This window comes from Candidatus Bathyanammoxibius amoris (assembly GCA_024451685.1).
In the GTDB taxonomy this organism is placed as follows: domain Bacteria; phylum Planctomycetota; class Brocadiia; order Brocadiales; family Bathyanammoxibiaceae; genus Bathyanammoxibius; species Bathyanammoxibius amoris.
On the sequence record JAMXCW010000016.1, the window covers coordinates 1 to 16797 of the forward strand.

The 16797-nt window shown below is 52.0% G+C and carries 15 protein-coding genes; 3 read left to right on the top strand and 12 right to left on the bottom strand.

Annotated elements, in window-relative coordinates:
* From NOU37_08500 to mgtE, 3 genes are all read left to right on the top strand, one after another.
* On the top strand, positions 1–1175 hold a 1175-nt coding region (locus NOU37_08500), incomplete at its 5' end, for a B12-binding domain-containing radical SAM protein (protein MCQ4575270.1).
* Positions 1176–1240: 65 nt separating this feature from the next.
* On the top strand, positions 1241–2452 hold the full coding sequence (locus NOU37_08505; protein ID MCQ4575271.1) for a DUF362 domain-containing protein: 1212 nt from the start codon (positions 1241–1243) through the stop codon (positions 2450–2452).
* 158 nt (positions 2453–2610) lie between these two features.
* Positions 2611–3960, top strand: a complete 1350-nt coding sequence (mgtE, locus tag NOU37_08510) for a magnesium transporter (protein MCQ4575272.1) — start codon at positions 2611–2613, stop codon at positions 3958–3960.
* A 178-nt stretch (positions 3961–4138) separates the two neighbouring features.
* Here the strand turns inward: mgtE and NOU37_08515 are convergent, their stop codons facing one another.
* The 12 genes from NOU37_08515 to groL (NOU37_08570) all read right to left on the bottom strand — a co-directional run bounded on the left by NOU37_08515 (position 4139) and on the right by groL (NOU37_08570) (position 16618).
* Positions 4139–4963, bottom strand: coding sequence for a hypothetical protein (locus NOU37_08515; protein MCQ4575273.1), 825 nt, complete (start codon positions 4961–4963; stop codon positions 4139–4141).
* Positions 4964–4966: 3 nt separating this feature from the next.
* Positions 4967–6340: a ribosome biogenesis GTPase Der gene (der, locus tag NOU37_08520; protein ID MCQ4575274.1), complete on the bottom strand. Its 1374-nt coding sequence runs from the start codon at positions 6338–6340 to the stop codon at positions 4967–4969.
* Between the two features lie 394 nt (positions 6341–6734).
* A complete protein-coding gene (locus NOU37_08525) occupies positions 6735–7235 on the bottom strand; it encodes a hypothetical protein (GenBank protein MCQ4575275.1) in 501 nt (166 codons plus the stop codon).
* Positions 7232–7390, bottom strand: coding sequence for a hypothetical protein (locus NOU37_08530; protein ID MCQ4575276.1), 159 nt, complete (start codon positions 7388–7390; stop codon positions 7232–7234). The genes NOU37_08525 and NOU37_08530 overlap by 4 nt, the downstream gene beginning before the upstream one ends.
* A gap of 360 nt (positions 7391–7750) precedes the next feature.
* Positions 7751–8701: an HD domain-containing protein gene (locus tag NOU37_08535; GenBank protein ID MCQ4575277.1), complete on the bottom strand. Its 951-nt coding sequence runs from the start codon at positions 8699–8701 to the stop codon at positions 7751–7753.
* A 212-nt stretch (positions 8702–8913) separates the two neighbouring features.
* Positions 8914–10140, bottom strand: coding sequence for a hypothetical protein (locus tag NOU37_08540; GenBank protein MCQ4575278.1), 1227 nt, complete (start codon positions 10138–10140; stop codon positions 8914–8916).
* Between the two features lie 276 nt (positions 10141–10416).
* Positions 10417–10614, bottom strand: coding sequence for a DNA gyrase inhibitor YacG (gene yacG / locus NOU37_08545; GenBank protein MCQ4575279.1), 198 nt, complete (start codon positions 10612–10614; stop codon positions 10417–10419).
* Between the two features lie 64 nt (positions 10615–10678).
* The gene (locus NOU37_08550; protein MCQ4575280.1) at positions 10679–11419 is read right to left on the bottom strand and encodes a nucleotide exchange factor GrpE; all 741 of its coding nucleotides are present in this window, start codon (positions 11417–11419) and stop codon (positions 10679–10681) included.
* A complete protein-coding gene (dnaJ, locus tag NOU37_08555; GenBank protein MCQ4575281.1) occupies positions 11419–12549 on the bottom strand; it encodes a molecular chaperone DnaJ in 1131 nt (376 codons plus the stop codon). Before dnaJ ends, NOU37_08550 begins: the two co-directional genes overlap by 1 nt.
* A 424-nt stretch (positions 12550–12973) precedes the next feature.
* Positions 12974–14599: a chaperonin GroEL gene (groL, locus tag NOU37_08560; protein MCQ4575282.1), complete on the bottom strand. Its 1626-nt coding sequence runs from the start codon at positions 14597–14599 to the stop codon at positions 12974–12976.
* Positions 14600–14671: 72 nt separating this feature from the next.
* Positions 14672–14959: a co-chaperone GroES gene (gene groES / locus NOU37_08565; GenBank protein ID MCQ4575283.1), complete on the bottom strand. Its 288-nt coding sequence runs from the start codon at positions 14957–14959 to the stop codon at positions 14672–14674.
* 33 nt (positions 14960–14992) lie between these two features.
* Positions 14993–16618 carry a chaperonin GroEL gene (groL, locus tag NOU37_08570; GenBank protein ID MCQ4575284.1) on the bottom strand — a complete coding sequence of 542 codons (1626 nt, stop codon included), beginning with the start codon at positions 16616–16618 and terminating at the stop codon, positions 14993–14995.
* Between the last annotated feature and the right edge of the window lie 179 nt (positions 16619–16797).

The following is a 16797-nucleotide window of genomic DNA, read 5'->3' on the forward strand; positions in this document are numbered from 1 at the left end:
ACGAGATATGTACCACCGATGACACAAAACCGTTTGATTATGTTTTGAGAGGAGAAGGAGAGTCTTCCTTCTCTGAGCTGTTGGACTCCATCGAGGGAAAGCGGCGTATGGAATCCGTACGCGGCCTCTCGTACCGCAACGGCGACGGGTTCATCCACAACTCCCCCCGGCCGCCGGAAGACCTTGACAAACTGAACCTCCCCGACAGGACAAAGAGGATATGGCCCGGCAACCACTATAACGGACTGATACTCGACATAATAGAGACGTCCAGGGGCTGCACCATGCCCTGCAATTTCTGCTGTATGGAAAAGATGTACGGAAAAAGTTTTCGGGCGTACAGCATCCCACGGGTCATAGAAGACATCGGAAACTGTAAGAAGCTGGGCGCCCGCTGGATCATCATCTCAGATGACAATATCTGCCTCGACATCAACAGGTTCGAGGACCTGTGTGACGCCATATCGGACGCCGGACACAACGATATAAACTATATAGTACAGGCATCAAGCACAGGCATAGCCTCCTCGGAGAAACTCGTCAAGAAGATGGCGCGGGCAGGATTTAAGATAGTCTTTCTGGGGATAGAAAACGTTGATGAAGAAAACTTGCGCATGCTGAAGAAGGGCAACATCATAAACAGTACGCGCAAGGCGGTAAAGATGCTGCACGACAACGACATGCTGGTGACCGGCGGCATAATCCTGGGCAGTCCCGAAGACAAAGAAGAAGCCATTGCCAACAACTACAGCTTTCTCAAGGAACTGGATGTAGACTTCTACGCTGACCAGATACTTACACCCTATCCCAAGACCCCGATAAGGGATGAGATGCTCCAGATGGGACTCATAACCAACAAGGAAGACTACAGGAGATACAATACCTTCTGGGCCAATATAAAGACTAACCATCTCTCTTCCGAAGAGATACAATTTCTACGGTGGAAGTACAACATGCTTTATGGAGACTATATGCTGGCCACCAAGACCTTCAAAAGGACCCAGCCACTGACATACTTCCTGGTGAACTACTTCTGGAGGCCTATGAACAGATTGAGGAACCTGCTCTCCCGCAAGAATGCCACTGAATGGGAGCGCTACAGGGAAGACATGCAAAGGGCAGAAGACACTAACAGCTTCCCAGACCTGTACAATAACACGGACACCTCCAAGTGACTTTCCCTTGCCTTTCGGCACATCGAGAAGTATAATTTCCCCATCCATTGATTAAGGAAAACATTGTGTCCACAGCACAAACCGTATCCATAACCCGCTGCGATAATTATGATGTGCCCAAGGTCTACAAGGCGGTGAAGCAGACCCTTGAGCAAGTAGACGGCATCCATAAACTGCTGGGCCAGAAGAAGAAGGTGTTGCTCAAATTGAACCTCCTGTCTTCTTCGCTGGGGCCGGAGTACGCGGTAAACACACACCCTGCCGTTGTAAGGGCGCTGGTCGATTTCTTCCAAAAGGAGGTGGGCGCCGAGGTCTACATCGGCGACTCCTGCGGAAGCCTCAGAGACGGCTCCACCAACAAGGCTTTCAGGGTCACAAGACTCGATAAGGTGGCTGAAGACACAGGCGCCAAGTGGGTCAACTTCGACCAGGACAAGCACATTGACATCAAGAAGACCAACGGCGCGACCCTTCCGGCCTTCCGTATGGCAAGGACGGTGAAGGACGTTGACCTGGTGGTCTCCGTCCCGAAGCTGAAGACCCACGGGCTCACAAAATATACGGGGGCGCTAAAAAATACCCTAGGCGTCATACCCGCAAAAGGTAAGAAGGACGTCCACATACAGGCCCCCAAACCCACCGACTTCGCCCAGGCCCTGATAGACATCTATGAAGAGGTCGTGCCACACCTTGTCTTGATGGACGCCATCGTGGGTATGGAGGGTAACGGCCCCAACGCAGGCGACCCGAGGAAAATTGGTCTCATTATCGCCAGTAACAACGGGGTTGCCCTGGACGCCGTGGCCTCAAGCATCATTGGTTTTGAGCCGCTGGGCATACCCACTATCAGATACGCGCAAGAGAGGGGGCTGGGGACGGCCGACCTGAATAAAATTGATATCAAGGGCGAGCGGCTGAAAGACGTCTCGATACCGGATTTCAAGAAACCCGGCAACGCAGTCCAGGACTTCGCCATGAACTATCTGCCGGGATTCCTCTTCGCAAAGTTCTTTGATATTTCCTGCGACTCGTATTCCACCGTTTACGAGCCCAACTGCACAAAGTGTTACGCCTGCATCAAGAACTGCCCCGTCCAGGCCATAACCCCAACCGGAACCGGCGAAACCGCGCGCGTGGATAAAGAAAAATGTATCGGGTGTTTCTGCTGCGACGAGGTATGCGACTACAAGGCCATTGTAATGGAACGTCACGCCATAGGGAAGGTGTTCCTGAAAATAGCAAAGTTCGTTGGCGCGGAAAGGATGTCGGAAGGCTGACCCTCCGGTTACCACCCCCCCCCTCCAGGTCGTAAATCACGTTAGACACCACACGTTGCCACTGTAAGTTTTTCTTTCCATTTTGGTAGTCCGGTAGCCGCCATTCCTGTACAATGCTCCCAAAATAATCCAACTCCCTTACCCGGAAAGGAGGCAAGATGCAGTGGCACAAGATATTCACCCCGGAGATAACGGAACTCATTGAACAGAGAGACCTTAAGGAGCTAGGAGAATTTCTCCGCAGGCTGCACCCGGCCGACATTGTAGACATCCTGAGAGACCTGCCCTCCGCCGACAGGGTCCTGGCATTCAGGGTCCTGGATAAGGCAAAACTCGCCTGGGTGTTCTCCCTCTTCGAGCCGGAAGAGCAGGAGGAACTCCTAAAACTGTTTACAGAACAAAAGGTCAAAGAGATTCTCCTGGAAATGGACCCGGACGACAGGGCCCAACTCCTGGAGGAGCTCCCCGCCAACGTGGTCAAGAAACTTCTGGCCCTGCTGCCGCACGATGAAAAGGAGGTCACAAACCTTATACTTAACTACCCCGACGACTCCGCAGGCAGACTCATCACGACCGACTACGTGGCCTTAAGGGCGGATAAGACCGCCGCTCAGGCCATCGAGTATATAAGAGAAACAGGGCCGGATAAAGAGACCATATACGTCTGCTACGTGATAGACAATACCAGAAAGCTCATAGGCGTAGTCTCCCTCAGAGAATTAATACTCGCGCAGCCGTCCAAGAAGGTGGGCGACATAATGAATACCATCTTCTCCTACGTGAAGACCACCGACGACCAGGAGGTGGCGGCCAAGGTAATACAGAAGTACGACCTCCTGGCCGTGCCCGTGGTTGATCTGGAAGGCCGGCTTGTGGGTATAGTCACCGTTGACGACGTGATTGACATCTTCGAAGAAGAGGCCACCGAGGATATGGAAAAGATGGCCGCCGTGCGACTGCCAGAGGAAGAATACTTCAAGGCCGACTTCTTTAAGGTGATAAAGAAGCGTGGCACATGGCTCATCATACTTATACTCGCCGAGACGTTCACAAGCGACCTGATAGAAAACTACACCACCTCTCTGACGTCCCTCGTGGCCCTGGCCTACTTCATCCCCATGCTCACCAGTTCAGGCGGCAACACGGGCGCACAGTCGTCGACGCTGGTAATCCGCGCCCTGGCCATAGGCGAGGTCGGCCTCGGAGAATGGTGGAAGATCATACGACGTGAGTTATGGATAGGAACCACACTGGGGGTCATACTCGGAGGTATAGCATACCTCAAGGTCTATCATACCCTCGGAGACTCTACAACCGGACTCGCGGTGGGGATTGCGCTGCTTGCCGTAGTACTGTTCGGAAACATCCTCGGCGCCACAATACCACTGATATTCAGACGGCTGGGATGGGACCCCGCTACCGTGTCGTCGCCGCTCATAGCGACGATCCTTGACCTCTCCGGCCTGCTCATATACTTCGAGGTCACACGCAGAATGCTGAGCCTATGAGGCGTGAATACCAGGCTGTATCTTGAAGTCTGATAAATCAGGTCGTGCCTGAGGCAGATTCGCCTCTGGCGAACAACTACAGTTGGAATTGTATTTTTGCGGGTGCCGCAGGGCTTCTTGACCTGCCTTACCCCTAATTCTTTACAGTAATAGGGTATACCCGACGCACCCTCTTCACTTAACGAATATTGCCTGTGGCCTGCTGCTCTATCCATATCGTTATGTTCGGATGCGGCAGCAGCGGGCTTCCAAACCGGAACTCAAGCCCCTCCAGCCTCTCCCTTATACCCTCCTCAATGCCGCCGCTCGCCAGGACGTAGGGGATTACCAGTACACGAGAGTCCTTTCCCGACCGCTTCACCATCTCCCTCAGGTTTCTCCTGGCCTCTTCCCAAACCTCTCTGGAGGCATCGTCCCGCACCGTCGCGACCAGGACGTCCTTGAAACCTCCTGCCTCCTTTACAAACAGGGCGATTCGTCTCATGTCCTTGAGCCACAACTCGTTAAGCTCCGGGTCGTTCGGGCCGTGACCCACCAGTATGACCACCTCGTCCGCCGGGTCCTCGCTAAGCCCCCTTGCCCTTTCCAGGACGATTTCAGAGACCAGGGGTGAGGCATCAAGCGCGCCGGTCATTGTAAAACTGACATTACCCTCTATTTCTCTCTGAGGGTGTTCAGGGTCGAGTCCGAGCAGGCGTTTTGTGTTATAGATAATCGGGCTGTGAGACGAGATAAAGAGCGGGACTGTGATTATAGACATTGCACCCCTCTTTTCCAGCCTGGTTACGGCCTCCTGAATGGTCTTCGGGTCTGCCATACCAAATGCCATGTCGACGTTGTAGCGTTCTTCAAGCGGTTCTACGGCATCCCTGATCTGTTCGTTCCACAAGGCAATTTTGCTCCCGTGCGCCAGAACCAGTATCCCCTCGCCACCCTGAGCGGCATGGGCCGGTAAAACACCCATAACAAATGAAGACAAGATAACACTAATAATTGCAACCATGAACTACCTCCTCCTCTCCCTGAAGAAGAATCTGAGGGGTATTTCGGCGAATGGAAATTCCGAGCGGAGCCTGTTGGCGAGATAGCGAACATACGCGTCGTCAAAGAGGGAAGGGTGGTTGACAAATAACACAAACGTCGGCGGCGCGACCGTTACCTGAGTCGCAAAAAAGACCTTGCCCACCCTGCCGTGCTTTCTTCTCGACGACCGCTCTGAAAGGGCCTCGCCAAGTATCTTATTCAACCCAGAGGTGCCGACCCTGGTATTTGCCTGCCGAAAGAGTTCCTGGGCCAGTTTTACGGTAGCTACCACGTTCTTCGCGTTCTTCGCGCTGATAAAAGAAACTGGCGCATAAGAAAGCCCGGGGAGCTTGTGACGTACATATTTTACAAACTCTGCGGTGTCCGTATTCCCGGCAAGGTCCCACTTATTAATCACAATGATGCAGGGTATGTATTGTTCGGCGATGTATGCGCCCAATTTCTTGTCTACCTGTGAGACCTCTTCGGTGGCGTCCAGCAGTAACAGCACCACGTTGGACCTTCTGACCGACCCCTTGGCCCTGACAAGGCCGTAAAATTCCACTGTTCCCTCCACCTGGCGCTGTTTCCTTACCCCGGCGGTGTCTATGGCCACAAAGGTCTCGCCCTTCAGTTCGAACCTTACGTCCACAGAGTCGCGTGTGGTGCCGGGTATCTCACTGACTATCATCCTCTCCTCGTGGGCGAGGGTGTTTATAAGGGTTGACTTGCCGGCGTTGCGCCTGCCCACCACTGCCAGTTTCATCTGCGGGTCAGGTGCCTCCGCCCCGGATGGGACAAGGGCCGCAATCTCGCCCAGAAGCTCGGCCCTTCCAAGACCCTGCTTGGCCGAAAACGGCAGCGGCTCTCCAAAACCCAGTTTGAAGAACTCGGTCTTGAGGGTGATAAGTCCCGGATCGTCTACCTTGTTCGCCACCAGCAAGACAGGCTTGTGCACATGGCGAAGTCTATCTGCCACCATCTCGTCAAGGGGAACAACCCCGTCGCGAACGTCCACGACAAACAACAATATACTCGCCTTCTCCAGAGCAATCTCTATCTGCTCCTCAACATGACGGGCCATCTCTTCGACATCCTGGATGCCCATGCCTCCGGTATCCATGAGCTCAAACCTCTTGCCACCCTGCGTCATCTCGGTCGACACCCTGTCTCTTGTAACGCCGCACTCAGGGTCCACAATGGCTATGCGCCGCCTTGCCAGACGGTTAAATATGGACGACTTCCCCACATTGGGCCGGCCTACGATTGCCACGACAGGGAGTCCGGTATGGGCGACGTCCCGCCCCGGCCCTTCCGTGACGCCTGTCTTCTCAGTCTTAACGCCATTCGTAACCATGCCCATATTATACCTGAACACTAACGATACGGTAGGGATTTACATGCCGGTCTTCCATAGCGGAAATATGCACGTCCACACCCTCTTATGTCTTTACAAGTACAATAGTTCCGATGAATTTTTTACTTGACTCTCCCGGCAATAACAGAGAAAATGCAGGGGCCGCTTACGGCGTTTGTCTCACGGATTGAGACTTCCGCAAGATATAAAATCTTGAAGTACATTTAGGACATACCGGTGCAACCTCCGGAGGGAGCGTCTTAAGTAATGATTATAATGTTTCTGTTGTCTACAGTAGGCGCGTATCTATTTTACAACAGAAATAAGCGGGGGGGGAAATGCCGTTAACTTCAACAGGCTACATCTCCGCAGGCAAAAACTGCAAATGAGGTGGTTAGGCGAGAGAATTAGAAACCTCTTTACGTAATTCCACTACTACACAGCCCTTCTTTATTTCAAAGGCCACCACGTTTACGTCCTCAGGTATCTTGGACAGGTCCAGCGATACGGACCTGCGTGAATCATCGTAGCTGAGGAATTCTGTCCGGTCGCACATTCCCACGATGTCCAGGAAGTTCTTTAGGGCGGGGCCCTTCTCCTGGCGCACGTACGCCATCTTACCGGACGGGTCGGCCTCCGCGGTACACACAAAGGTCAGGCTGAATATGGAGAAACCGGCGTGAAGATTTAAAAACCCGTCTTCCAGTTCCACTCTGGCAGACACTCCCGGATGATGGATCTTCATGTGCTCAGCAAAGTCTTCCTCGGTGAACGTTACCGGGCCGCTGGTTAATTCTTCAACAATCCCGGCCGCATCTTCTGAATCGCTGCATGCCCTCAGTAGCTTATCCACCCACTGAGCTATCTTGCTGTTTTCTTCTATGTTATTTTTCACAGTTGCCGTGTGCAGTCTTGAGCTAGACCTAAAAGCTGTTTATACATGAAAGCCGGTGCTAGTTCATTTACAGTTTTCCTTGTTTCCCCTATTTCGTTTTCCATGGAATCAAGGGAGCTTATTTCCCCTTTAACTGATTTTACTTCCTTAACCAATGTTGGATACTTCTTTTTTAATTGCGCTAAGCAGCCCTATGTTTCATTCAATTGATCTTACGTCCTTGCTAATATTAGAAACGTCTTTAATTTATTATTAGATTAGCTCATTTTAACTGCTAATAAGTGTAGCACTTAGCAAAAGAAGGAAGAAGTGTATGACCAAATGGGCCGATTTCAAACGAATCAAACAAGAAGTAAGTATTGAGGACGTCCTTGTACGCTGCGGTGTGGCTGGTGTGAATGCGTCAGAAGTCAGATAGCGAGGGAAGAATTTTTTGTTCAAATACTACTTGTGGCGCAGGTCTGCCTGCTATTATGACTATGACGTCAGGGCAAGAGAAAAAGGAAGGGAAATTGTCAGATGGATGTGCTATTACTTTTTATCTTAAGAAACGCCTTTACAATATCGGGGTCAAGTTGCGTTCCGGATTTTTCCTTTAACGCTTGAACGACTTCTTTCTTGTTCATCCCTTTTCTATACGGCCGGTCAGTAGCGGTCATCGCATCTTCTACTTCCGCCACGGCTATAATCCGCGAATAGAGCGGGATCTGATCCCCTTTCAGACTGTCCGGGTAACCTCCCCCACCCCAGTGCTCATGGTGGTGACGTATCGCGAGGCAAATTGTATCAAAGCCATCAACAGACCTCAAGATTTCATCACCTTTTACGGGATGTGATTTTATAATCTCATAATCATCCTTGCTTAGGGCTCCTGCCTTTTCCCATACATCATCATCACTGAGCAATATTCCGATATCGTGGAGCAGGGATGCCAATTTTAGTTCGTTATTTTGGTCAGGGCTCAGCCCAAGTGACTCACCAATCAATCCCGCACTGAGTTCTACGTTCTTCGCGTGTCCCGTCTTCCAGGGCGCTTTACATTCCAGCGCACTTATAATCGACTTTATGGCATTACCGAGCACATCAATGCTGTAGTACTTGGTGTTGCTCATAACGCTGTTCAACTTGTCCAGGTCTCTACATATTTTAGTCGTCCATTTGCTTATATCACTCAGCTGCCGCAAAGGGTTTTCGGCTGGATCTGCACTCCTTGTAAGATAGCCTGCCGGCCCGTTCAGCGGGTTGGAACTTAGGTCGTCTTGAAGAAATATCTCATGCAACTGGATGTTGAGGGCGGCGGCAAGCTTCTCGAGGTTCGCAAGGCTGATATTAACCTCGCCTCTTTCCACGGCGCCCACATAGGTACTGTGAAGCTCGGCCCTGTGTCCCAGTTCTTCCTGGGTGAAGCCGCGGCCGGTCCTTATCTGCCTTATTCTGGTGCCAATCACCTTGCGTTTTGTTATCATTCAGTATCCCGGCTCAAACTGCGTCTTAAATGCAGCGTGTTCCGTAGAAACCCGGCCACATATACGTTTCAAGACCACTATACAATAAAAACTTCACAACCTGAGTTACTAAAAACCCTTACCAGCTAAGACCTTGCGTTGTCGGCACTAATTTGACATTTTATAGGGTTTTTGTCTGTCATAGCTCTCACGAGGAAGGTCTGTTGCCCCTCCTATTCGCTTTTTTCCTCTGGTTCAGCCGGAGACGTGGGCCCAGGCGGCGATTCCTCCGGTGGCGATTCTTCCGGCGGCGATTCCTCTGGCTGTGCCTCCTCCTCAGGTGCCGGAGACGTTGTAAAATCCGCGCCTGTCTCCTCAATATAAACGTCTTCGACTTCCGTGCCGTCTACATCCTTCCTCATTAACAGATAAAGCACGCTCTGGGCAGAGCCCACAAATGCGGCAGCTACGGCCCAGACCATTAGCTTAATCAAAAGCAGGTAAAAAACCAGTGTTATGGCGGTGAAGACCAGTGTCTTTGAACCCAAAACATTGAGGGCAAATTTTGCATGTGTAATATAGCCGTATTTTGTGGCAAGGCCGCTCGGGTGCGTGAGGCCGTTAACGGCCGTTACGACGTCCTGGAACTTTTCGCCCATACCCATGCCGACGGTGGTAAAACTCGTACTTATCAGCAGATCAACGGCTGTGGCAACTAAATACACACAAATGGTGCCGTAGACCGCGGCGGAGGCACAGTAAATAACGAACCCGGCAGGTTTAGACAACACGTAGGAATACGCCCTGCTCATCGCGTCAAAGGCATCGGAGCCATCAGCGCTGATTGTGGGAAACATGAGCCCTGCGCCAACGGCACCAATTATACCCACAAACAATATCAAAAAACTGAACACAAGAATTACCGGGAAGCCTATGGCGACCAACACCTCTAAAAACTTCACCTGTCCGATAAACCCGCCAAGCACGTTAAGCAGCACAAAAAACAACACACCAACCAACGGGGCCATCGGTCCCCAGAAATAAGACCAGAACTTTTTTGTCGAGTACTTAACCGAATCCACCAGCCCCACTTTAGTGCCCCTGGCATACTCCAGTGAGGCTATTCTAGTAATTGCTCCCCCTATGATGGACCATATGGCAAGCAGACCAAATATTATGAGGGCGAGGGGTATATAAGTCTTCCAGTTTCCTGAGGTGAAAGCCATAGAAAAACTGGTAAATATGTCACCGGCGCCCTCCGCAGGGGGCTTTAGAAAACTTGCAACTACCATCACCGGGCTCACCTGAACGATCTTAAACACCGAGAAGGGCCACAATATACCGCACACCCAAAGCACACTCGCCAATACGCCAACAAAGCCCAGAAGAACTCTCTTTAGATCAAAGGCCGCCCAGAAGGCATAAGACATATCCTGCCAGTTCTCTTTCCTCTCTGACATCTCTACCCCTTTATTTTGGACAGGCTAGATTTTGGACAGACTAACGCAAAATTGTAGCATGGAAAATAACCAGAAAGGCCAAGAAAATCAAGGAGTTTTTACTGAACAGATAAACACCGGGACAACTGAAAAGCGTCATTTTCGGCGTTTTAGGGCCTTATTGTCGAACAGGTGCAACCTGCCTACGGCACAAATCAGCCTCTGCCAGCAATAAACAATAAGGACATGATGACAGGACGTATTCTACCACGCGCCAACAACGAAATCCCAAGCATTTTATCCGCCTTCGGATCCATCTGTCTCTTCCGCTCTATCCGGCGACAGAGGCTCTTCTATCTTATGCTCTTCCTCTACCCACTTACCCAGGTCTATAAGCTTGCAACGCTCGGAGCAGAAGGGGAAGAAGGGGAGTTCACTTGTTGACGTATAGACCAATTCCTTACCACAGTATCGACACTCTATCTTGGGTATCATATCAAAATAAAAGGACTTAGGCACACGGCCATAAACGTTTCCGTGTCCCTGGTTCCAGATGTCGTCACACGACAGGCTCTTCTTCGCCCATCTCGGGACCGGTATCCATCCCCCGCGAGTCTCCGGGGGGCGCACCTGGAGATTTTTTTGGGCCCTCACCGGCTTCTCCCGCAGGCTCTTCTGTTTCTGCCGTACTTTTCCCGGCCTCTGCAGCAGTCCTTTTAGAGACCTTAACCTTTGCCGGCCTCAGAACGTTGTCATTCAAAAAGAAACCCTGCTCGACCTCCTCAAGAACGGTGTGGTGGGGAAACTCGTTGTCTTCCATCTCCATGACAGCCTCGTGTAACTCGGGGTTAAACGCCTGGCCCTGTTGTCCGTGTATGGGCCTGACCCCGAAACCGTCAAGAACCTTGATTAACTGGTCCTGGATGAGTTCCACGCCCTGAAGGAATTCTTCCAATGACCCTTTTGACCCTTTGTCAGAATTTTCCGCAGACTTCACGGCCCTTGAAAGATTGTCCAGGACGGGTAAAATGGCGCGCATCACGTCTTGAACCGCTAAACGGTTTTGTATTTCGATGTCTTTTCTCGCCCGCTTTTGATAATTTTGCAGGTCTGCCTTTGCCCTGAGGAGCATGTTCATGTATTCGTCTCTCTCCCCGGCCTTTTTCTTGAGCTCAGAATATTCCTTCTCTGAGAGCTTTGCTGTCTCAGCTTCGGGAGCCGTTTCCGCCCCTTGAACTTCGGATGCCTCTGTTTGCCCGGCCATCATCTCTTCTCTTCTTTTCTTCTTTTCTTTTACCATTACCTGAAGTACTCCTTCACCTTTCGCAAAAAGCTCTTTTGCTTCGGACTAAGGCTCTTGTTCTCCATACTCGCAAACTCCCTGAGAAGTTCCTCCTGTCTCTCCGTAAGCTTAACCGGTGTCTCGACCACCACGCGCACCAGGAGCTGGCCCTTACCCCACCCGCGCATGGAAGGAAGACCCTCTCCCCTCACCGGGATAACGTCTCCGTATTGAGTACCCACGGGTATTTTCACCTTGATAACGGTTCCCTTCAGCGTAGGTACGTCAACTTCACATCCAAGAGCGGCCTGCGTGAAACTCACGGGCAGTTCACAGACGATGTCGCTGCCCTGTCTCTCGAAGATTGGATGGGGCTTAATGTGTATGTCACAATAAAGGTCTCCACTCGGCGCGCCGTTTTCACCGGGTTCTCCCTGGCCCGCAACGCGCAGCCTGACTCCGCTCTCTATACCGGGAGGCACCTGTACCTTTATGTGATGTCTCTTCGCGACGCGCGCGTTGCCATGGCATATCGGACACGGGTGCTCGATTATCTTTCCCTGCCCGCCACACTTGCTGCACGCGGTGCGCAGGACAAAGAATCCCTGTGACTGCTGGACCTCCCCCTTGCCGCCACACTGGGAACAGACCCTGAGAGACGTTCCGGGTTTAAGACCCGTACCCTTACAGGTATCACAGGGCTCACGCCTGTTCAGGGCGATGGTTTTCTCCACACCCGTTGCCGCCTCACGCAGGTCTATTTCTACGTCAACCCTCAGACTCGCGCCGCGACGCGGAGCGGTGCGACTCTGGGCTCGCGCACCGAAGAAATCCTCAAATATATTACCACCGCCAAAGACGTCGCTAAAATGTTCGAATATCTCATCAAACGACGTGAAGTGTGCCTCAGCACCTTTTATGCCTGCGCGTCCATATCTGTCGTAGCGCGCCCTCTTATCCGTGTCGCCCAGTATCTCATACGCCTCCGCAGCCTTCTTAAAGTTCGCCTCAGCGTCCTTGTTTCCGGGGTTTCTGTCCGGATGGTATTTCAGGGCCATCTTCCGGTAGGCCTTTTTTATGTCTTCCTGCGAGGCCTTTTTGTCTACGTCCAGGATACTGTAAAAATCTTCTTGGCTCACCCGGGCCATAAGTCTTTCCCTGTTAACGGTTAGAACAAACAATAGGCATGATTTGCTTGAAGCTTAATTATATTTTCACAACAGTAAAATGCAAGGGTGTTTATTCTGAAGAGCTCTGAAAAAACTATTCCTCATGAAGTCCAGTACCCCTGGCCGTTAAATTTTTTTGGTAGACAACGACCTTTACAGCAGGGGCACGGCATGCCGTGCCCCTGCATTCGTCCGTTCAGAGAACGGACGCTGCACCTGCAATAATCTGCTTGAGTAACGTGCCAGCTTGCCCGTCCCACGCATAGCTTTGGATGGCTTGCCGGCACGTTCTTGTACAAGGCTTTTTTGTTACTCCATACAACAAAAAAGGCTGCTCTGTAAACTCAAACAGAGTAGCCTTTTCATTAGAAGCAGAATTTTGGAAAAACTTGTTTCAGAATAACTATTTCACTGCGCCCTCTACCGGCATGGCGCCCTCCTCATCATCTTCCTTGAGTTCCGTCACCATCGTCTCCGTGGTGAGCATAAGACCCGCGATTGAGGCGGCGTTTTGAAGCGCTACGCGCACTACTTTCGTGGGGTCTATAATACCCTCCTCAAGCATATTGACATACGCGAGGGTGTTTGCATTGAAACCCATGCTGGTCTTCATACCTTTTACGGTCTCTACCACCACCGCACCGTTTTCACCGGTGTTTTCGGCAATCTGGCGCATGGGGGCTTCCAGGGCCCTAGTGACTATTTCAAGCCCCATCTTTTCATCGCCCTTGAATTTCTTTCTGGACTCCTCAAGTGCCGGAATGGCCCTGATATAGGCGACGCCACCGCCGGGTATGATACCCTCTTCAACGGCGGCCCTGGTGGCATGAAGCGCGTCCTCCACACGGGCCTTTTTCTCGTTCATCTCAGCCTCCGTCGCGGCACCCACCTTTACCACCGCCACTCCGCCGGCCAGCTTGGCCAGCCTCTCCTGCAGCTTCTCTTTATCATAATCGGACGTAGAGGCATCTATCTGGTTTCTTATCTGTGTAATCCTTGACTGTATATCGGCTTTTTTACCGGCGCCACTAATGATTGTGATCTTGTCCTTGTCCACAGTTACCTTTTTTGCCTGGCCCATGGCCGAAATGTCCATCTCCTCAAGCTTCTCACCCAGGTCTTCGGTAATGGCCCTGCCCCTGGTCAGTATAGCTATGTCCTCCAGCATGGCTTTTCGCCTGTCGCCGAAACCGGGCGCCTTCACCGCGCAGCAGGAGATGACACCCCTCAAACGGTTCACCACCAGTGCGGCAAGCGCCTCTCCCTCCACATCCTCGGCAATTATCAAGAGCGGCCTCCCACTGCTTGAGACCTTTTCCAGCACGGGAATCAGGTCCTTCATGGCGGAGATCTTTTTCTCGTGTATGAGTATGTACGGGTCCTCAAATTCCGCCAACATCTTCTGTGCGTCAGTTACGAAGTAAGGGGAGATGTAACCACGGTCAAACTGCATCCCTTCTACCACCTCAAGCTGGGTCTCTATGCCCTTGGCTTCTTCCACGGTAATAACCCCGTCTTTGCCGACCTTTTCCATGGCGTCGGCCAAAAGGTTGCCGATGGAGGGGTCGTTGTTGGCGGATATGGTTCCTGTCTGGGCTATCTCAGAGCGGCCCTTTACGGGCTTGGAGAGATTCTTCAGCTCCTCCGTAACAATCTCTACCGCCTTGTCAATCCCCCGCTTGACGGAGGTGGGGTTGGCGCCTGCGGTAATACACTTTACGCCTTCCCTGTAGATGGCCGCTGCCAGTACCGTTGCCGTAGTGGTGCCGTCTCCGGCCGCGTCGCTGGTCTTGGAGGCTACCTCGTTGACCAGCTTTGCCCCCATGTTCTCAAACGGGTCTCTCAGCTCCACCTCTTTGGCTACCGTTACACCGTCTTTCGTGACAGTCGGTGCGCCAAAACTTTTTTCCAACACAACGTTACGGCCGGTGGGCCCCATGGTCACCGCAACGACGTCGGCCAGTTGTTCTATACCTTTAAGCAATTTCTTCCTGGCGTCCACGTCGTAAAGTAGCTGTTTAGCTGCCACCTGTCTTCCTCCCTAAAATTTCTATTCTTGCCGCCGGGCACCTGTAGTCTTAAATGACTGTCCCCGGCGTCGTTATCCTATCCTGGCCAGGATGTCTGACTCTTTCATTATGAGATATTCTTTTCCGTCAACTGTTACCTCTGTGCCCGCATAGTTGCTGAAGAACACGTTGTCACCCTTCTTTATGCTAAGGGGAACCCTCTTGCCGTCATCTCCAAGCCTGCCTTTACCTGCCGCAATAACCTTCCCCCTGGACGGCCTCTCCTTTGCGCTCTCAGGCAGGACTATACCACCGGTGGTTTTTTCCTTCGCCTCTAACCTCTCTATAACAACACGATCATCTAAGGGCTTAATGGACATACTACATCCTCCTCCTTATCGCTTACAGACGGCTTACATACCATGGGCATGGGCCGCCGGCCTTCCCTCTTTCTCTTTCTTGGGGATATCACTGACCACGCAGTCTACCATCAGAAGGGTCCCCGCGATGCTGGAAGCGTTCTGAAGCGCGCAGCGTGTCACCTTGGTAGGATCTATAATACCGGCCTCTATCAAATTAGAGAATTCTTGACCTGTGGCATCAAAACCATACGCGCGGTCCCTGGATTCCAGTATCTTTTTGACCACAACAGCACCTTCCCGTCCGGCATTCTCGGATATCTGTGCGGCGGGCACCGAAAGCGCGCGTCTTATGATGTCACACCCGACGGCCTCGTCTCCCTTGAGACCGAGCCCGTCTTCCAGGATCTGTGCGGCCCTTAAAAGCGCTACGCCGCCGCCGGGCACCACGCCCTCTTCTATGGCCGCCCTGGTGGCATGGAGTGCGTCCTCTATCATCGCCTTCTTCTGTTTAATCTCTGTCTCGGTGGCGGCGCCGACGTTTATCTGCGCAACCCCGCCGGCCAGCTTTGCCAGCCGTTCCTGAAGCTTTTCTTTATCATAATCGCTGGTGGTGGCTTCTATCTCCGAGCGTATCTGGTTTATCCGCCCGACAATGGCCTTGTGAGGACCGGCACCCCTGACAATCGTGGTATGCTCTGAATCGATGGTAACTTTCTTGGCATGGCCCATCTGCTTCAACTCCACGGACTCCAGCTGTATTCCCAGGTCTTTAAAAATGGGTTTTCCGTCCGTCAGAATCGCAACGTCTTCAAGCATCGCCTTTCTGCGGTCTCCATATCCGGGGGCCTTGACCGCGCAGCAGGAAAGCGTCCCACGGACCTTGTTAACTACCATGGTGGCCAACGCCTCACCTTCCACATCTTCCGCTATTATCAAGATAGGTTTCCCGCTCCGGGCTATCTTTTCCAGGATCGGCACCAACCCCTTTATCCCGGAAATCTTGTCTTCGTATACAAGTATGTAAGGGTCTTCAAGCTCTACGCGCATGTTGTCCGGGTCGGTTACAAAGTGGGGAGAGAGGTACCCGCGGTCAAACTGCATGCCCTCAACGACCTCCACCTCTGTTACCGGGCGCTTTCCCTCTTCGACAGTAATGACACCGTCCTTGCCCACCTTATCCATGGCACTGGCTATCATCTTGCCTATCTCGGGGTCATTGTTAGCCGCAATAGCGCCTATGTTGGCTATCTCGGCCTGCTCTTTTATCTGCTTGCTCGTATCTCTCAGGTGTTCAACCACCTTGTCCACGGCCTTCTTCATACCGCGGTTTAACAGTAATGGTGCTGCACCGGCGGCCACGTTCTTCAACCCCTCCCTGAAAATGGCCTCCGCCAGCACGGTTGCAGTCGTTGTCCCGTCCCCGGCCACGTCACTGGTCTTTGACGCGACCTCTCTGACAAGCCTGGCCCCCATGTTTTCGTACGGGTCACTTAGCTCTATCTCTTCAGCCACAGAGACACCGTCTTTTGTAACCGTCGGGCTGCCGTATCCCTTATCCAATATGGCATTCCTACCCCTGGGTCCCAGGGTGGACTTCACCGCGCGCGAAAGCTTTACAACACCCCTTAAAAGTGCTTCCCTTGCGTTTTCTCTAAAGGCAAGCTGTTTAGCCGCCATTACGGTCCCTCCCAATATTAAACGTATGTATCATAAATGCCAGCATGCTTCTAACTTTCGCAAACCTTGTGCCAATACCCACCCATGGAAAGGTAATACATAACGTAATATACCATTTGTACTTACGACATGCCATTCTTCCGGCATATTACCTCCATTCTACACGCCTTACCTGTCAA